Origin of the sequence: Bradyrhizobium sp. (assembly GCF_019242285.1) — a bacterium.
In the GTDB taxonomy this organism is placed as follows: Bacteria; Pseudomonadota; Alphaproteobacteria; order Rhizobiales; family Xanthobacteraceae; genus Bradyrhizobium.
This window is the reverse complement of the sequence record NZ_JAFAVV010000429.1, coordinates 1-16,676: the sequence shown is the minus strand read 5'-3', so window position 1 is coordinate 16,676 and position 16,676 is coordinate 1. Positions and strand designations below refer to the sequence as shown.

At 66.0% G+C, this 16,676-nt stretch carries 20 protein-coding genes; 6 read left to right on the top strand and 14 right to left on the bottom strand.

All coding sequences use genetic code 11. The annotated features are described in order from the left end of the window. Positions 1-223: 223 nt before the first annotated feature. Together JOY90_RS16805 and JOY90_RS16800 are read right to left on the bottom strand one after the other, a co-directional pair. On the bottom strand, positions 224-1,003 hold the full coding sequence (locus JOY90_RS16805; protein WP_291692240.1) for an enoyl-CoA hydratase: 780 nt from the start codon (positions 1,001-1,003) through the stop codon (positions 224-226). A gap of 86 nt (positions 1,004-1,089) precedes the next feature. Then, positions 1,090-1,491, bottom strand: coding sequence for a hypothetical protein (locus JOY90_RS16800; protein ID WP_291692239.1), 402 nt, complete (start codon positions 1,489-1,491; stop codon positions 1,090-1,092). Between the two features lie 235 nt (positions 1,492-1,726). Between JOY90_RS16800 and JOY90_RS16795 the strand changes: the two genes are divergently transcribed. From JOY90_RS16795 to JOY90_RS16770, 6 genes are all read left to right on the top strand, one after another. Then, on the top strand, positions 1,727-2,272 hold the full coding sequence (locus JOY90_RS16795; RefSeq protein ID WP_291692238.1) for a sigma-70 family RNA polymerase sigma factor: 546 nt from the start codon (positions 1,727-1,729) through the stop codon (positions 2,270-2,272). Between the two features lies 1 nt (position 2,273). Next, a complete protein-coding gene (locus JOY90_RS16790; RefSeq protein ID WP_291692237.1) occupies positions 2,274-2,912 on the top strand; it encodes a DUF1109 domain-containing protein in 639 nt (212 codons plus the stop codon). A 495-nt stretch (positions 2,913-3,407) separates the two neighbouring features. After that, positions 3,408-3,974, top strand: coding sequence for a sigma-70 family RNA polymerase sigma factor (locus JOY90_RS16785; protein WP_291692236.1), 567 nt, complete (start codon positions 3,408-3,410; stop codon positions 3,972-3,974). Next, the gene (locus tag JOY90_RS16780; RefSeq protein ID WP_291692235.1) at positions 3,971-4,684 is read left to right on the top strand and encodes a hypothetical protein; all 714 of its coding nucleotides are present in this window, start codon (positions 3,971-3,973) and stop codon (positions 4,682-4,684) included. Before JOY90_RS16785 ends, JOY90_RS16780 begins: the two co-directional genes overlap by 4 nt. A 219-nt stretch (positions 4,685-4,903) precedes the next feature. Next, positions 4,904-5,140, top strand: a complete 237-nt coding sequence (locus JOY90_RS16775) for a hypothetical protein (RefSeq protein ID WP_291692234.1) — start codon at positions 4,904-4,906, stop codon at positions 5,138-5,140. A gap of 437 nt (positions 5,141-5,577) precedes the next feature. Then, positions 5,578-5,847, top strand: coding sequence for a TIGR03809 family protein (locus JOY90_RS16770; RefSeq protein ID WP_367276955.1), 270 nt, complete (start codon positions 5,578-5,580; stop codon positions 5,845-5,847). Positions 5,848-5,874: 27 nt separating this feature from the next. Here the strand turns inward: JOY90_RS16770 and JOY90_RS16765 are convergent, their stop codons facing one another. The 12 genes from JOY90_RS16765 to folP form a co-directional block, all read right to left on the bottom strand. Beyond that, the gene (locus JOY90_RS16765; RefSeq protein ID WP_291692233.1) at positions 5,875-7,245 is read right to left on the bottom strand and encodes a TIGR03808 family TAT-translocated repetitive protein; all 1,371 of its coding nucleotides are present in this window, start codon (positions 7,243-7,245) and stop codon (positions 5,875-5,877) included. Positions 7,246-7,357: 112 nt separating this feature from the next. Then, complete coding sequence (locus JOY90_RS16760) at positions 7,358-8,014, bottom strand: pyroglutamyl-peptidase I (RefSeq protein WP_291692232.1); 657 nt, start codon at positions 8,012-8,014, stop codon at positions 7,358-7,360. Beyond that, positions 8,011-9,000, bottom strand: coding sequence for a methylmalonyl Co-A mutase-associated GTPase MeaB (gene meaB, locus JOY90_RS16755; RefSeq protein ID WP_291692241.1), 990 nt, complete (start codon positions 8,998-9,000; stop codon positions 8,011-8,013). The genes JOY90_RS16760 and meaB overlap by 4 nt, the downstream gene beginning before the upstream one ends. 22 nt (positions 9,001-9,022) lie before the next feature. Beyond that, on the bottom strand, positions 9,023-9,367 hold the full coding sequence (locus JOY90_RS16750) for a HepT-like ribonuclease domain-containing protein (protein WP_291692231.1): 345 nt from the start codon (positions 9,365-9,367) through the stop codon (positions 9,023-9,025). Beyond that, positions 9,368-9,682 carry a nucleotidyltransferase domain-containing protein gene (locus JOY90_RS16745; protein WP_291692230.1) on the bottom strand — a complete coding sequence of 105 codons (315 nt, stop codon included), beginning with the start codon at positions 9,680-9,682 and terminating at the stop codon, positions 9,368-9,370. It lies immediately after the preceding gene. Between the two features lie 54 nt (positions 9,683-9,736). Further along, positions 9,737-10,513 carry an RsiV family protein gene (locus tag JOY90_RS16740; RefSeq protein ID WP_291692229.1) on the bottom strand — a complete coding sequence of 259 codons (777 nt, stop codon included), beginning with the start codon at positions 10,511-10,513 and terminating at the stop codon, positions 9,737-9,739. A gap of 98 nt (positions 10,514-10,611) precedes the next feature. After that, positions 10,612-12,768 (bottom strand): methylmalonyl-CoA mutase, encoded by a 2,157-nt coding sequence (gene scpA, locus JOY90_RS16735; RefSeq protein ID WP_291692228.1) that lies wholly within the window; start codon positions 12,766-12,768, stop codon positions 10,612-10,614. A gap of 37 nt (positions 12,769-12,805) precedes the next feature. Further along, complete coding sequence (locus tag JOY90_RS16730; RefSeq protein ID WP_291692227.1) at positions 12,806-13,270, bottom strand: GFA family protein; 465 nt, start codon at positions 13,268-13,270, stop codon at positions 12,806-12,808. Further along, positions 13,267-15,141, bottom strand: a complete 1,875-nt coding sequence (locus tag JOY90_RS16725; RefSeq protein ID WP_291692226.1) for a methylmalonyl-CoA mutase family protein — start codon at positions 15,139-15,141, stop codon at positions 13,267-13,269. The genes JOY90_RS16730 and JOY90_RS16725 overlap by 4 nt, the downstream gene beginning before the upstream one ends. 79 nt (positions 15,142-15,220) lie before the next feature. Next, positions 15,221-15,712 carry a 2-amino-4-hydroxy-6-hydroxymethyldihydropteridine diphosphokinase gene (gene folK / locus JOY90_RS16720; protein ID WP_291692225.1) on the bottom strand — a complete coding sequence of 164 codons (492 nt, stop codon included), beginning with the start codon at positions 15,710-15,712 and terminating at the stop codon, positions 15,221-15,223. 1 nt (position 15,713) lies between these two features. Continuing rightward, the gene (gene folB, locus JOY90_RS16715) at positions 15,714-16,085 is read right to left on the bottom strand and encodes a dihydroneopterin aldolase (RefSeq protein WP_291692224.1); all 372 of its coding nucleotides are present in this window, start codon (positions 16,083-16,085) and stop codon (positions 15,714-15,716) included. Next, on the bottom strand, positions 16,082-16,676 hold a 595-nt coding region (gene folP, locus JOY90_RS16710), incomplete at its 5' end, for a dihydropteroate synthase (RefSeq protein ID WP_291692223.1). The genes folP and folB, both read right to left, overlap by 4 nt.

Genomic DNA, 16,676 nt, shown 5'->3' with positions numbered 1-16,676 from the left:
CATGGGCCTGCTGTGGCAGGGATTGACGGGCATGCCGACCGCGGCGGACACCGACTGCCTGGCAAGGCTCGGTCTCGACCGGCCGAAGACGATATCCGAACGCACCTATCGCGCGCTGATCAGCGCAACGCTGCGTAGGGTGGGCTAAGCGCAGCGTGCCCACCGTTCCAGCCACCATGTGGAGAGGGCACCCCCGCGCTCAGCCCACCCTACATCTCTTCGCCTACCTGTTCTTGTTCGCCGGCTTGCGCTTCTCGATGAAGGCCGCCATGCCTTCGGCGCGGTCTTCCAGCGCGAAGGTCGAATGGAACAGATTGCGCTCGACATTCAGCCCGTCGGAGAGGGACGTTTCGAAGGCGCGGTTGATGGCCTCTTTCGCCATCGCTGCCGCGGGCCGCGACATCGCGGCGATCTTCTCCGCGGCCGCCAGCGTCTCGTCCATCAATTTGTCTGCGGGCACGACCCGGCTGACCAGGCCGCTGCGCTCGGCCTCGGCCGCGTCCATCATGCGTCCGGTCAGGCACATGTCCATCGCCTTGGACTTGCCGACTGCGCGGGTCAGGCGCTGGGTGCCGCCGATGCCGGGAATGGTGCCGAGCGTGATCTCGGGCTGGCCGAATTTGGCGGTGTCGGCGGCGATGATGATGTCGCACATCATCGCAAGCTCGCAACCGCCGCCGAGCGCATAGCCCGCGACCGCGGCGATCACGGGCTTGCGGCAGCGCGCGACGCGGTCGCCGCCGACCGAGGCGAAGTCGGCGGTGAACATGTCGATGAAGCCCTTGGGCTGCATCTCCTTGATGTCGGCGCCGGCCGCAAACGCCTTATCGTTGCCGGTCAGCACGATGCAGCCGATCTTGTCGTCGGCCTCGAGATCGTCGACGGCGGCGGCGATCTCGCGGAACACGCCGAACGACAGCGCATTCAGCATCTTCGGGCGGTTGAGCGTGACGATGCCCACCGCGCCCTTGCTCTCGACGATGATGTTCTCGAACGTGCTCATGACCACCCCATGCAAAGTTGTCGGGGCAATGTGCCCGCTCGTGGGGATGGCTTCAAGTCGCCGCTAGGGCGTGTGCCGCGCGGGCATTATGTCATCAGCATCCGTGCGGCCGAGCCGAGCGTAAGCAGCGTGCCGACGCCGATCAGGACCTTGCCGATCAGCGCGGTGGTGTCCCAGCCGCCATTGTCGTCACTGGCCGCGGCCTGTGCCGAAGGGGCGGGAGAGGAGGAGTCGGCCTGCTCGGTCATGGCCGCCGATTGCTGCGCCGCCTGCGGAGCGGCGACAGGCTGTGCCTCCTGGTTCGCGGCGGATGCGTTGTCGCTGGCTTGGTCATTCGCCGCCGCGCCGACGGAAAGGTTGCGCGAGACGTCGAAGGGGTTGCCGACCGTGGCCTGGTCGCCGGCGGTTGCGGGCGAAGCGGCCGTGAATGCCGCGAGCAGCCCGATCGCGAGAGCAAACGCCAAACGCCCAGTCGACTTGATTTTCATATGGCAATCTCCCCGTTTGCCGATCCTGCCTCAGGGAGAACTCGATGCATGTCGGCAGCGGGGCAAAAAAAGGGAATCTTCGGGCAGGAGCGGGCGGAAGCAGGGCAGCGTAACCATAGGTTGCACCGAAATGCGGTGTCGTTACCGGTTCGACAGAGTTCGATCACGCCTTCGTGATTGGCGCTTCGGGCCGTAACAATTTGAAGCATCGGCCGAATATCTCCCAGGAGTCCGTGTGCGCGAACGTGAAGACGAATGGACCGGCTTGATGCGGTCGGCCATCTCCGGCGATAGCGCGGCGTATCACCGTCTGCTCAAGGCGATCACCCCGGTGTTGCGGGCCGCGGCGCGGCGCGGCCTTGCGCGCGCCGGCCAGCCGGTCGACCAGTCCGAGGACATTGTGCAGGAGATATTGTTGGCGGTGCATCTGAAGCGGCATACCTGGGACGTCGATGCGCCGTTCGCGCCGTGGCTGTTCGCGATCGCGCGCAACAAGCTGATCGATGCGTTGCGGCGGCGGGGCAGGCGGATTTTCGTCAACGTCGACGATTTCGCAGAGACGTTGCCCGATCGGTCGCCGGCCGAGGCGGCTTCGCCGCGGGAGGTCGCGGCGCAACTCGAGACGCTGCCCGCGCGGCAGCGCGAGGTGCTGCAATCGATCGCGGTCGAGAGCGCCTCGATCAAGGATACGGCGCAAAAACTCTCGATGAGCGAGGGCGCGGTGCGCGTGGCGCTGCATCGCGCGCTCTCCAGTCTCACCGCGAAAATGAGGGAATCGTGAGATGGATACCGATCAGCTCATCCGGACCCTGGCAGCCGACAACGACCACCGCGCCCGTCCCGTCGGCTTCGTGATGGCACTGGCCCTGCTTGCGGCCTCGCCGCTGTCGCTCCTGATCTTCTTCGCGGCACTGGGCGTCAGGCCCGATGCGATGGCTGCGATGCATAATCCGTTCTTCGACCTGAAATTCGTGGTCACGCTGTCGCTCGCGAGCGCGGCGACCGCCGTGAGCTTGCACCTGTCGCGGCCCGAAGCATCGCTCGCCGGCTGGGGCTGGCTGCTGATGATTCCGATAGGCTTTCTGGTCGCCGGGATCACTGCCGAGATGACGATCCCGCAGCGTCTGCCGATGATGACGCGGCTGGTCGGCAGCAATTCGCGGGTGTGCCTGAGCGCGATCCCGGCGATGTCGCTGCCGCTGCTCGTCGGCTCCTTGCTCGGCTTGCGTCACGGCGCGCCGGCCCGGCCCGCGCTCGCGGGCGCCGTCGCCGGAATGGTGTCGGCGGGGTTCGCCGCGACGCTCTATGCCTCGCATTGCCCCGACGATTCGCCGTTGTTCGTGGCGACCTGGTACACGCTGGCGACGCTCGCCGTGACCGCTATCGGCGCACTGGCCGGAGCGAGGGTGTTGCGGTTCTGACCGGCCGCTCGCAGGCCGTCAGGCCGCTCGGTCGGGAACCGGCTTTCCCAGCTCGGCGGAATTGGATGCAAGAATGACGACGCCGTCATGCCCAGGGATTTCGCCCACCCTGTAAAACTTGGGATGAAATCTAAGCGGTAAGCCTTTAGGTTTGGTATCCTTTGCTTCCTGGTTTCCCGGCCGGCTGGCGAAGGGGATCATTGATAATCAAGAGGAAATTCGCTGGAAGCAGGGGGAGGCAGGATTTTGGGGAGAACAGCTGCTGTCTCGGAGCATGGATCTTGGTAGTGTCCGTCGCCAGTGCCTTCCAGCCTCGAGCCAAGCATGTCGTATTTTGCTACCTCTACGCTTTTGCGTCGAGAAACCGGTAACGGAAGGCGACATTCTGTGCGATAGGTCACACACGCTTCCGCAGGATTCCGGTATTCTGAAGAATCTTGCGGTTGCCGTCGAACCACAACCTCACCCATTCCGACCAAACCTGCGAGACGGCCATTGAGCGCTGCAGCCGCGACCGACGAAGTCCTGATCGGCAGGATAGCTCAAGGCGACCGCCTCGCCATGCAGGTGCTGTACGGACGGCACCATGTCAGGGTGTTCCGTTTCGGGCTCAGGCTCGTGCGGGACGAACAGGTTGCGGAAGACCTCATCAGCGAAGTTTTCCTCGATGTGTGGCGTCAGGCTGGAAAATTCGAAGGCCGATCCGCCGTCTCAACCTGGCTCCTGGCCATCACGCGATTCAAGGCGCTGTCCGCGCTCCGGCGCCGGAAGGATGCCGAACTGGAAGACGAGGCCGCCCACGCGATCGAGGACACGTCCGACGATCCCGAGGTGGCGGTGCAGAAGAAGGATACGAGTGAAGCGTTGCGCAAATGTCTGACCGCGCTTTCGCCGGATCATCGGGAAATCGTCGATCTCGTCTACTACCACGAGAAGAGCGTGGAGGAGGTGGCTGAGATCGTCGGAATCCCGGGGAACACCGTGAAGACGCGACTGTTCTATGCGCGCAAGAAATTGGCCGAACTGCTGAAGGTAGCCGGTGTGGAACGAGGCTGGCCGTGATGGCATTGAGCAAGAGAATGCTGGAACAAGAGCCCAGTGACGTGGAATTGCTGCTGCCGTGGCATGCCGCCGGCACGCTGAACCCCCGCGACGCCCGCAGGGTGGAGGAGGCGCTAGTCCGCGATGCCGTGCTGGCGCGGCAGTATGCCGTGATCCGCGAGGAGTATGCCGAGACCATCGGTCTCAATGAGAGCCTCGGCGCGCCATCGGCGCGCGCGATGCAGAAATTGTTTGCCGCGATCGACGCGGAGCCGGCGCAGGGACGGCGCTCCACGGTCAGTCTCTCGTCGCGGATTGCCGGATTTTTCGCCGGCCTGTCGCCGCGGACGCTGGCCTGGTCGGCCGGTGTCGGCGCACTCCTGCTGGTGTTGCAGGCCGGCGTGATCGGCGTAGGTCTCTTGAAGCAGCAGTCGGGCAGCTTCCAGACCGCCTCGCTCGAGCCGCCGGCTGCCAGCGAGCAAGGGCCCGTCACGCGCGGCTTCGTCATGGGTGAGCCGCCGCGTGCATTGGTGCGGTTTGCGCCCGATGCCCGCATTGCCGACATCACGACGCTGCTCGACGCCTATCATGCCTCGATCATCGATGGCGCCAAGGGCGGAATGTTCCGGCTGCAGTTCGGCACGACGGCGATGTCGCAGGACGAGGTGGCGAACCTGATGGGCCGGTTGCAGCACGAGAAGATCGTCACGCTCGCGCTCGCGACGCCGTGAGCGGCGCAAGCGCTGCGGCATGTCTTGCGTCGCGATGATACGAAGGGGCGAATGAAGGTTTTGGCACGCTGTGCCGGCGCTCGCCGTGGCGGCAATCTTGATGTCGGTCTGGTCCGGCGCCGCGGTTCGCGGGCAGAGCATCATGCGTACGCCCAACCTGAAACTCGGTTCGCGCATCCCGACATCAATTCCGGTGTCGCCCGCAGGTCGGCCACCCTGATGCGAACGGCGCGCGACCTCGGCTCACCGGGTCGTGATGATCTGTTCGGCGAGGCCGGCGCGACGCCATCCGCGCCGGTGACCGTCGCCGAGCCGCCCGGGGAAGCGAGCAAGCAGCCGGCAAAACGAGCCGAAAATGTTGCCGCACCGAAGGAAACCGCCACCGATCGCCCGCTGACGCCGCCGATCGCGACCACGGCCTGCGACAAGTCTGCTGCCGGCGGCGTCGATCATTAAGGATCTTCCCGCCCCCAGGGCATGGTTAAAAAATCGCTCGCCGCTTTGAACGGGCCGCCGTCCTGATGCGACCAATCAATGTGGGAGCGATCATTCCTCCCCACAGCTATATCAGGCGCGAGCGCCCATCCACCCCAAGCGCCCGTATGGCTTCGACCCGTCCGGTTGTCCCCCCGGACGGGTCTTTGCTTTTTGAGCATCGAGAATCAGCAGCCTGCACTTTTAAGTTGTAAATGGATGGCGCTCGCGAAAAGCTGCGAAGGACGCCGTCGCAATGCGGGATTTCTTCTTTTCTGCACGTATGAGCACGGTGCTGCGCGAAGGGTGCTCGACAACTAAAAAAGTTCTCCACAAGATATTGCGGTCACAATTTAGCGATTCGTCCGCGTTTAAGTCCGTGTTGGGTCTGCGTTCGGCTCTCTCACCTGGGCAGGTTCATGACACGACGTACAAACGCGCCGCGGAACGGCGACGTTCTCGCATGCTGGTGCGCGCTCGCCGAGCGCCGCCTGGACCACCTCACCGAGATGTTCGAGAGCGGCCGCTGGCGCCGCTATTTCACCGAGCTTTCCTTTCTCGAGAACATCAGGGAAGCGCGCAATGCGGTGGAGACCTGGCGCAACCTTTCGGCGTCGCTTCGTCCCGCCGAGATCGAGGCGCCGGCCGCCGTCGAGCGGCGCACCCCGCTGCTGCGCAACATCTGGTGAGCGTCGCCAAAGGCGCCGCGTCGAGGCTCAGCGCCGCACCGCGTTGCCGCCGATCGCGAGCTGGGCGTAACGCTGCGCGCCGTCGAGCGACAAGTCGCCGGTGATGGCGCGGGCATGATCGAGCCCGACCACGGCGCCGCGCGGTGTCTCCGCGATCATGTTGTCGTGGACGAGCGCGGTGCCGGCGCCCGCGACCACGGACACGCCGATGCCCGCAGCCGCGTTGCGGATCACATTGCCCGTGATCGCGACGTCGCGCAGATATCTGCCCCAGCCTGCGACGATGCCGAAGCCGGGCGCGTTCTCGATCACGTTACCGGTCACGGAGGTATCGGCCTCGACATAGATGCCGATGCCGGCCTCGTCCTCTGGCGCGGTGCCGATCGGCCGCTTGGGGACGAGATTGCGGATGATGTTGCCCTGCACGACGGCGAGCCGGCCGCCCTCGTTGAAGTTGCAGACGGAGACGCCGCAGGCCGCACCGTCCACGGTGTTGTTGGCGATCACCGCGCCCTCGAAGGAGAACTCCGAATAGAGCGCGACCTCGCGGACGTCGCTGATGCTGTTGCCGGTGATCTGGATGTTGGAAGCCGAATTGCCGCGCACCGCCGAATAGTCGCAATTCTTGATGCGGTTGCCGCGCACGATGACGTTGCCGGCGCGAAAGGCGTTGACGGCGTTGCCGTATTGTCCGGAGCCGCCGGGGCCGGCCTTGACGTCCTCGATGCGGTTGTCGGCGACCAGCGTGCCGTCGTCGCCGCTGGCGTTGCGCAGGATCTCGATGCCGTTGTCGTTGGTGCCGAGGATGGTGTTGCGCGTCACGGCGAGGCCGAGCGCGTCGAAGGAGACAATGGCGGTCGAGGCGATCGTGGTGAAGCGGTTGCCGTCGAGATCACCGGATACCCGTTCGAGCCAGACGCCGGCGCCGCCGCTGTTCGCGATCTCGCAGGCGGCGATGCTGAGCCGGCCGGCCGAGACGAGGTGGACGAGTCCGCGCCGGGCCGGCAGCGGAATCTTTCCGCCATCCAATGTCAGGCCCGACAGCGCGACATGGTCGGCGCCTTCGGCCGAGAACATCGAGAGGCCGCCGGTGAAGACGAGCCTGCTCGCACCGCGCACGCCCGTAAGCTGCGCGCCGCTCGGCAAACGCAACTGACCGACGCGATAGACGCCGGGCGGGAGCACTAGCGGAGCCTGTGCGCCAACGGCTCCGTCGATCGCGCGCTGCAAGACCCTCGTCTGGTCGTCGAGGCTGCCGGGCCGAACGCCATATTGCGTGGCATCGCGTCCGAGCGTGGAAGCCAACGTCGTCGCGCGCGCGGCTTCGGTCGAAACGGCGAGCGCGCCGGCCACGCCGGCGGCGGACGCGCCCAGGAGACGGCGGCGGTTGACGATCATGCGCGTTGTCCTCGCGAATGCGCTTGATCGTCGAATTATCGCAGAAATGCCTTTGCTCGCGGCGCAGACGCAGGTGGGTGTGGTGCGAATGTTCGCGGGTAGGGTTAAATCTTTACGCCGGCGCGGCATTGCGCAGCGCCGCGCGGGCGAGCTTCACCATCTCCAGCAGCATGGCTTCGCCGGCGTCGACCAGCGCGTCCAGCGTGATGCCGCCGGGGACGCGGGCGCCGCCGCCATGGGCCAACAGCGGGACATGGACGAAGGCGGCGAGGCGCGGGCCGCCGTCACGATCGACCGCCTCGATCGCGCGCCAGCTCAGATAGTTGCAGAGGTAGCTGCCGGCATCGCGGGAGGCGCGGACGTCGATCCCGGTCGCCTGCGCCGCCCGCAGCAGCGGTTCCGTGTGCGGGCCGAAAAAGGCGGCGTCGGCGCCGTCGACGATCGCGCCCTTGCGCGCGACGTTGCGGTCCGCATCGGGAAAGCTCGTCGTCACCGCGTTGCGGGCGCGGGTCTCGATCCGCAGGAACGGCGTGCGGTTGGCGAGGCCGAAGCTCAGCATCGCCTGCGGGCGAAGTGTTGCGATCAGCTCCGGCAATTCGCGGTCGACGGTCGCATAGGTGACATGGAAGATGTGGCTCAGCAATTCGACGTCCTCGAAGGCGGGCCGGCGCAACGCCGTCAGTCGTTTCACCAACGGCATCGTCGGATTATAGGGCGCGCCGGGAAACGGCCCGAAGCCGGTGATGAGAATCCGCAATTTTCCGTTCACCTCAGCATCTCCGCGATCTGCTCGGCGGCGAGCGCCGGGGTCATGCGGCCCTCCGCCACCTCGCTCTCGATCTTCTTCACTTTCGCGCGCACGATCGTGTCGGCGCGCAGCCGCGCCATCATCCGCTGCTCCAGCATCGACCACATCCACTTGATCTGCTGCTCGCGCCTGCGGCTCGCGAACTCGCCGGAAGCGGTCATGGCGGCGCGATGATCGAGGACCTTCTGCCAGAGGCGCGCGATGCCGTCGCCGGTCAGCGCCGAGTAGGTCTCGACCGGCGGCTGCCAATGCTCCGAGCGCGGTGACAGCAGATGCAGCGCGCCGCGATAGTCTGCGGCGGTCTGGTTGGCGCGCTTGAGGTTATCGCCGTCGGCCTTGTTGATCGCGATCATGTCGGCGAGCTCGATCAGGCCCTTCTTGATGCCCTGCAATTCGTCGCCGGCGCCGGGCAGCATCAAAGCCAGGAAGCAGTCGGTCATGTCGCAGACCGCGGTCTCGGATTGTCCGATGCCGACGGTTTCCACCAGGATCACGTCGAAGCCGGCGGCCTCGCACAGCAGCATTGCCTCGCGGGTCTTGGCCGCGACCCCGCCGAGCGTGCCGGAGGCGGGGGAAGGCCGGATGAAGGCGGCTTCCGAGCTCGCGAGCCGCGCCATCCGCGTCTTGTCGCCGAGGATCGAGCCGCCGGTACGGGCGGAGGAGGGGTCCACCGCCAGCACCGCGACCTTGTGGCCCCGCTCAATCAGGAACATGCCGAGCGCATCGATGGTGGTGGACTTGCCGACGCCGGGCGAGCCGGTGATGCCGACGCGGATCGCATGCCCGGTCTGCGGCAGCAGCGCCTGCACCAGTTCGCGCGCGGCGGCCTGATGATCGGCCCTGCGGCTCTCGACCAGCGTGATCGCACGCGCCAGCGCCGCACGATGGCCGGCGCGGAGGTCGCTCGCGAGCGTCTTGATGTCGATAGCGGTGCTGCGCGGCATCATCGCCATTGAAACGAGGTGCCGGTCATGGCTCAAGCGCCTGAATTTGGCGTTCGACGAAGGCTTTCAGCGGCGGCTGATGATTCTGAACGACATCCCAGACTTTTTCGACGTCGGTCGCGTGATAGGCATGGCGGAGCACGTTGCCGAAATCGATGATCTTGCGCCAATCGATATTCGGTTCCATCGCCTTGAGGCCGTCGGGCAATCTGCGAGATGCTTCGCAAACAATTTCCAGCAATCGCTCGCTGGCGAGACGCAACATCCGATCGGAGACGAACTTGTGAAGGTCGGCTCCTCCCAACAATTTCTCGACATCTTGAATGGCTTCGAGAATATCGTGCAGCCGATCTTCGACAGTCGGCGGCATTCAAAACACCTCGACCAGATCGTCGGCGATCCGCTCTGCGACTCGCGGCTTCAGCAATGTTCGTTCCGAAACTTGAACCTGAAGCCCGAGCGCATCCTCCATGAGATGTGCGGCCTCGAAGTGAGCGAATGCGGTCCTGCCCTCTCGACGAGAGATATCGACAAGCACATCGAGGTCGCTATCGGCTCGTGCGTCGCCGCGCGCACGCGATCCGAAGAGCCAGAGCCTCGTCACGCCTGCTGTCCGCAGCGCGGGCTCGAGGTCGCGCAGCTTGCCGATGATGGTCTCGAGAGGAATGTCTGCAAGGTCGCCCATGACAGGATGTTATCATATTTACCGAGAACAAGCAGCCTCCCGAGCAGGCCAAATCTATTGGTCCTCGGCGTTGGCCTTCGGCCGCGTTCCAGCAAAGATGCGCTGGCCCTCGGGGCTGAAGTAGGATTTCAGCGTCTGCCAAGGCACGAAGGCGACGTACTCGCCTTCGGCATAGGAGCCGACCGCGTAGGGCGGATAATAGAAGGTGAGGCCGGAGCTCTTGCCGGCCTCGGTCGAGGGCGCCAGCGTCACCGAACCGATCTTGAGCAGCTTCGGCTCGAGCCCCTTGAACCACTCGGCGGTCGCCGTCTCGCTTGCGTCGCGCTTCTTCTTCTCGACCTTCAGTGCTTCGATCACCGCCTTCAGCATCGCCTTCATGGCCGGGCCGTTGTCGGCGGTCTCGGTGAAGAACGGCCGAATCGAGATGCGCTTGTTGGCCTCCTTGTCCCACAGGATGGTGTCGACCGTCGAATTCGGATGTGCGCCGCGGGTGTCCATGTAGTCCTCGCGGAGCAGCGAGACATAGCGGTCAGCGACCATCGAGCGGACCGAATATTTGCGCTCGAACGTCCAGCCCCCGTCCTTGAAGAATTGCGGGTCCTGCTTCAGCTCGGAAGCGGCGTCGGCAGCGTTCTTCTCCATCCATTTCTTGCCTTCGGTGAGACAGTCCGCGGCCAGCGGCGGATCGGCCTTGATCTTCTCATCGAGGGTGACGCTCGTCTCGATCGCCTTGGACTTGAGCGAGACATCGGGCTTCGGCTCGGTGGCCAATGCGGGCTGCAGCAACAAGAGGCCGAGCAGCGCGATGACCTTCCAGATGATATTGAGCATGATGATGGATGTCCGATTTGCCGTCGGTTGGTCCGGCGGGTTCAACACGGCGCGACGGTTCCGAAGGACCGCGCCGGCTGTTCTGCCGGGTGGGGCAGCTACTCTGCCGCCTCGCTATGGCCGAGCCGGGCGTTGAGCTTGTGGATCAGTTCCTCGGCGGCATCCGCGATCACGGTGCCGGGCGGGAAGATCGCCTCGGCACCGGCTGCATGGAGAGCGTCGTAGTCCTGCGGCGGCACCACGCCACCGACGATGATCATGATGTCCTCGCGGCCCTGCTTCTTCAGCGCTGCCTTCAGCTCCGGCACCGCGGTGAGATGGGCCGCGGCGAGCGAGGAGAGGCCGAGAATGTGCACGTCGTTCTCGACCGCCTGCCGCGCGGCCTCGTCGGCGGTCGCAAACAGCGGCCCGATGTCGACGTCGAAGCCGATGTCGGCGAAAGCCGAGGCGATCACCTTCTGCCCGCGATCGTGGCCGTCCTGGCCGATCTTGGCGACGAGAATGCGGGGCCTGCGGCCCTCGGCTTCCTCGAAGGCATCGATCAGCGCCTGCAGCTTCGTCACCTTGCTCGACATCGCGGACGCCTCTCGCTTGTAGACGCCGGTGATGGACTTGATCTCGGCGCGGTGGCGGCCGAACACCTTCTCCATCGCGTCCGAGATTTCACCGACGGTCGCCTTGGCCCGCGCGGCATCGATCGCCAACGCCAGCAGGTTGCCGTTGCCCTCGCCGGCCGAGCGCGTCAGCGCGGCAAGCGCCGCATCGACGTCGTTCTGACTTCGCTCGGCGCGCAGCCGCGCGAGCTTGTCGATCTGCAGTCGCCGGACGTTGGAATTGTCGACCTTCAAGACATCGATCGGCCGCTCGTCGGTCGGCTTGTACTTGTTGACCCCGATCACCGCCTGCCGGCCGGAATCGATCCGCGCCTGGGTCTTGGCGGAGGCCTCCTCGATGCGCAGCTTCGGCACCCCGGCCTCGATCGCCTTGGCCATGCCGCCGAGTTCTTCCACCTCCTGGATGTGGCCCCAGGCCTTGGCAGCGAGATCGCGGGTCAGCCGCTCGACATAATGGGAGCCGCCCCAGGGATCGATGATGCGGGCGATGCCGCTCTCCTGTTGCAGGAACAATTGCGTGTTGCGGGCGATCCGCGCGGAGAAATCGGTGGGCAGCGCCAGCGCCTCATCGAGCGCGTTGGTGTGCAGCGACTGGGTGTGGCCTTGCGTGGCCGCCATCGCCTCGATGGTGGTACGCATCACGTTGTTGTAGACGTCCTGCGCGGTCAGCGACCAGCCGGAGGTCTGGCAATGGGTGCGCAGCGACAGCGAGCGTGGGTCCTTCGGGTTGAACGGCTTCAACAGCTTGGCCCACAGCAGCCGCGCCGCGCGCATCTTGGCCACTTCCATGAAGAAGTTCATGCCGATCGCCCAGAAGAACGACAGCCGCGGCGCGAAGCGGTCGACGTCGAGGCCGGCGGCAAGGCCGGCACGCAGATATTCGACGCCGTCGGCAAGCGTATAGGCGAGCTCGAGGTCCTGCGTCGCGCCGGCCTCCTGCATGTGATAGCCGGAGATCGAGATCGAGTTGAACTTCGGCATCCTCGAGGAGGTATAGGCGAAGATGTCGGAGATGATCCGCATCGAAGGCGAGGGCGGATAGATGTAGGTGTTGCGCACCATGAACTCTTTCAGAATGTCGTTCTGAATGGTGCCCGAGAGTTTTTCCGGCGCCACGCCCTGTTCCTCGGCGGCGACCACGTACAGCGCCAGAATCGGCAGCACCGCGCCGTTCATGGTCATCGACACGCTCATCTGGTCGAGCGGAATGCCGGCGAACAGCGTGCGCATGTCGTAGATCGAATCGATCGCGACGCCCGCCATGCCGACGTCGCCGGAGACGCGCGGATGATCTGAGTCATAGCCGCGATGGGTGGCGAGGTCGAAGGCGACCGAGAGGCCCTTCTGCCCGGCGGCGAGGTTGCGGCGGTAGAAGGCGTTGGAATCCTCCGCCGTGGAGAAGCCGGCATATTGCCGGATTGTCCAGGGCTGGTTGACATACATCGTCGGATAGGGGCCGCGCAGATAGGGCGCAATGCCGGGCCAGGTGTCGAGGAAGTCGACACCAGCGAGATCGGCTTCGGCATAGGTGGGCTTGACCGGGATACCCTCCGGCGTAAGCCAAGGCTCAGCCCGGCCGGCCGGTGCGGGAGCACTTGCGGGCTCAAAGGCGAGATTGGCAAAATCGGGAATGCGGCTCATGGCGTCGACCTTAGCACATTCGTGAAGGCACTCTCAGCTAGTCATGGTCTGGGTGCTGATGGCTGGTGATGGTCGCCATCTTCTCCGGCCCGTAATTCTGCTGCGTGGTCTGGCTCGGCAGGTTGGCGATCCCAACCACCCAGCCGAGGCGGGATTCCGAACCATATTGCCGCGTCGGGATCACCCGATCGGGCCGGTCGAAATTGCCGGTCAGGATCTCGATCCGCGGGCCGTCGATGCGGCCGAAGCTCAAGGGCGTGCCGCAATCCCGGCAGTAGCCGCGCATCGCGATCGTCGAGGAGCGGAACGACGCCGGCTCACCGCGGGTCCAGGCGAAGTTCTCCTTGTCGATCTGGGCAAAGGAGGCGAACGGCGCGCCGGTCGCCTTCTGGCACATCCGGCAATGGCAGATGCTGACCTTGTTGGGCACCGCCGTGAAGGCAAAGCGGACGGCGCCGCATTGGCAGCCGCCGGTCAGCACCGGTTTCTTGTCTTCCGTCATGTCAGCTCCATGCGCTCATAGGCCGTCTGCAGCAGGGCCAGTGCGTCACAGCCGGCAAAGATGAACTCGGCCGTGCCGGCCTGCCGCAGCCCGGCTTCCAGCTCGCCGGGCCGCCCTGCCAGGTAGATATGTCTTGCGCCGGCCTCGTGCAGGGCCTCGGCGGCGGCGACCGCCTGCTGGGCGTAGATTTTATCGGAGGAGCAGAGGCAGACCAGGGCCGCGCCGGAGGCCTTCCAGGCCGCGGCCAGCGCCGCCGGATCGGCCAAGCCCCCGCTGTCGACGGCCTCGATGCCGCCGGTTTCGAAAAAGCTCTTTGCGAACGTCGCACGGGCGGTGAAGTCGGCGGCGGTGCCGAGATTGGCGAGAAAGACGCAGGGCCGCTTGCCGGTCTGCTGCAGCACCTCGTCCGAGCGATCGCGAAATTGCTCGAACGGCGTCGCGAGGCGGATGGCGGCGAGGGGCTCGAACCGGATGGGCGCGCCGCCGTCGGGCGGGAGCGCCGATGGCGCTGTGTCCTCGACTGCGAGCCGGGCCTCGTGCAAATTGGGAAACTCGCTGGCGCCGGTCAGCACCTCCTTGCGCCTCGCGAGGTCGACCTCGCGCGCCTTGCGCGTGGCGGCGACCTTGCCCTGGAACGAGCCGTACTGGAGCGCGGCGAACACGCCGCCGGTCCGCTCGATCTCCTGGAACTGCGCCCATGCCGCCTCGCACAATTGGTGCGTGAGGCTTTCGATGCCGCCCGAGCCCGCCGCCGGATCGGACACTTTTGCGAGGTTCGACTCCTCCAGCAGGATGAGCTGCGTGTTGCGGGCGACCCGCCGCGCGAAGGCGTCCGGCAGGCCGAGCGCCAGCGTGTGCGGTAGCACGGTGATGGCGTTGGCGCCGCCGAGACCCGCGGCGAAGGTCGCCATGGTGGACCGCAGCATGTTCACGTCGGCATCGCGCTGCGTCAGCATGCGCCAGGCTGTTTCGGCGGCGACAAACGCCGGCAGCGGCGCCAGCCCGCAGGCGGTTTCGACGCGCGCCCAGAGCAGCCGCAACGCGCGGAATTTCGCGATCGTCAGGAACTGATCGGCGTCGGCGGCGAGGCGGAACGAGATCGCCGCGCGCGCCCTGTCCAGGTCGATACCGCCCGATTCCAGCGCCCGCAGATAGGCCACCGCCAGCGCGAGCGCGAACGCCAGTTCCTGTGCTTCGGAGCCGCCGGCGTCATGGACAGGACGGCCGTCGGCGAGCACGAACGGCCCCTTGAAACCGCGGCCCATCAAGCCGCCGACCACCTTTGCGAAGATCGGTGCGATCTCGCCCCACGCGGCCGCAGCGCTTCCGCGCACCGCCATGGTGCCGAGCGCCTGGTAGTTGAAGCGGAGATCGACCGTCGCGGGATCGATGCGTTGTGCTTCGATCAGGGCGGCGAAGTTCTCGCCCGCATTGCCCCGCCCGAGCACCGGGTTGAGCGCGATCGAGATGCCGGCGTCGAGCACGACGCCGTGGAACAGGCGCTTCAGGGTCTCGAGCGTGATATCGGCGACGCCGAAGCCGCGCGCGCCGGGGCCGCCGGCGAATTCGATGTCGAGCCCGGTGGCGCCGTTTTCGAGATCGTGCAGCGCCTGGGCATTCGCCTTCACCGCGTCGGGATGATCGATGCGCTGCATGACCTGCCAGGGCGCGGCCGGCGCGCGGCCCACGACCGGCGCGGCGCCCTTGGCGCGGGCATAGATCGGCGCGATCCTGATCTCATCATAGGTTCTGCCGACGAGCTTTTCGAACGGCGCGCCCTTCAGCACGCCGTCCACCAGCTTGCGCCATTCGGCTTCGGTCGCCGGGGAGAAATCGGCGGCCAGCCGCAGATGGTCAGTCTCGAAGGTCATTCGGCAGGCTTGCTCCCGGCGCCAAGGATGGGTCGGAAATTGCCACGGGCGGGCTGCCAAGCCAACGGTCGTTTGGCCGCTAATCCATATTCGGCAACCGTTCGATGCCCGCGGCCGAAAGCTTGGCCAGCGCAACCCGCACCGTCCGTCCGGCGACGACCCGGTCCGGCGTGATCTCCGCAAGCGGAACGAGCACGAAGGCGCGCTCGAACAGGCGCGGGTGCGGCAATGTCAGCTCGGGCGATTGCATGGCGATATCGTCATAGGCGATCAGGTCGAGATCGAGCGGTCGCGGCCCCCAGCGCCGCTCGGCCGACCGGTCGCGGCCGAATTTTCGCTCGACGTCCTGAAGGACGGAGAGCAGAGCCTTCGGATCGAGCTCCGTTTCGATCGAGATGCCGGCGTTGACGAAGGCCGGCTGCTGCAGGTCGCCCCAGGGCGGGGTGAGGTAGTCCGACGAGCGCGCCACGAGCTTCGCCCGCGCGGCGCGGCAGAGGTCGGGGATCGCCCGGGCGAACGTCGCGCGGACGTCGCCCACATTGCCGCCGAGCGCGATCAGCGCGCCAGCCATGTCAGGACGGATGCCGGTTGCGCGTCAGCACCACGCCGACATCCTCGAAGATCGCGGCGATCGGCGCATGCGGCTTGTGCACGGTGACCTTCACCGCGCGGATGCGCGGGAACGCCGCGAGAATGGCGTCGGCGACCGCGCCGGCCGCGCGCTCCAGGAGCTTGTAATTGGTGTCCTTGAACGCCGCGGTCGCGGTCGCCACCACGTTGGAGTAGGACACGGTGTCGGCGAGACGGTCGCTGCGGGAGGATTCCGACAGGTCGGTGAACAGCTCGAGATCGATCACGAAGCGCTGGCCGACCTCGGTCTCGTGTTCCATCACGCCGTGGCGGGCGTGGATCACGACGCCCTTGATGAAGATGGTATCGGTCATCGCTTCTCCTCGATTGCCGCCGCAATCCGCAAAGCCTGCACGGTATCCGCCACGTCATGGGTGCGAATGATGCGCGCGCCGCGCTGCGCGGCGATGACATGCGCCGCGATCGAGCCGCCGAGCCGCTGTTGCGGCGTCGAGGGCACGACGGAGGCGATGAAGCGCTTGCGCGAGGCACCGACCAGAAGCGGCAGGCCGAAGCTCGAAAATTCGTCGAGTCGCGCCAGCGCCGTCATGCTCTGCTCGGCCGTCTTGCCGAAGCCGATCCCGGGATCGAGCACGATGTTTTCACGCGGCACGCCGGCGCGTTCGGCCATTTCGAGCGAGCGCGCGAAGAAGGTAGCGATGTCCTTCACGATATCGATCGCAGGATCGGCGCGGTCGCGGTTGTGCATCACGACGACGGGGCAATTCCGCGCGGCGACCAGCGCGGCCATGTCCGGCTCGCGCTGCAGGCCCCAGACGTCGTTGGCAATGACGGCACCCTGGTCCAGCGCAAAGGCTGTGACCTCCGGCTTCAGGCTGTCGATGGAGACGGGCACGCCGAGCGCCACCACTTTCGCCAGCACCGGCCGCAGCCGCGCCAGTTCC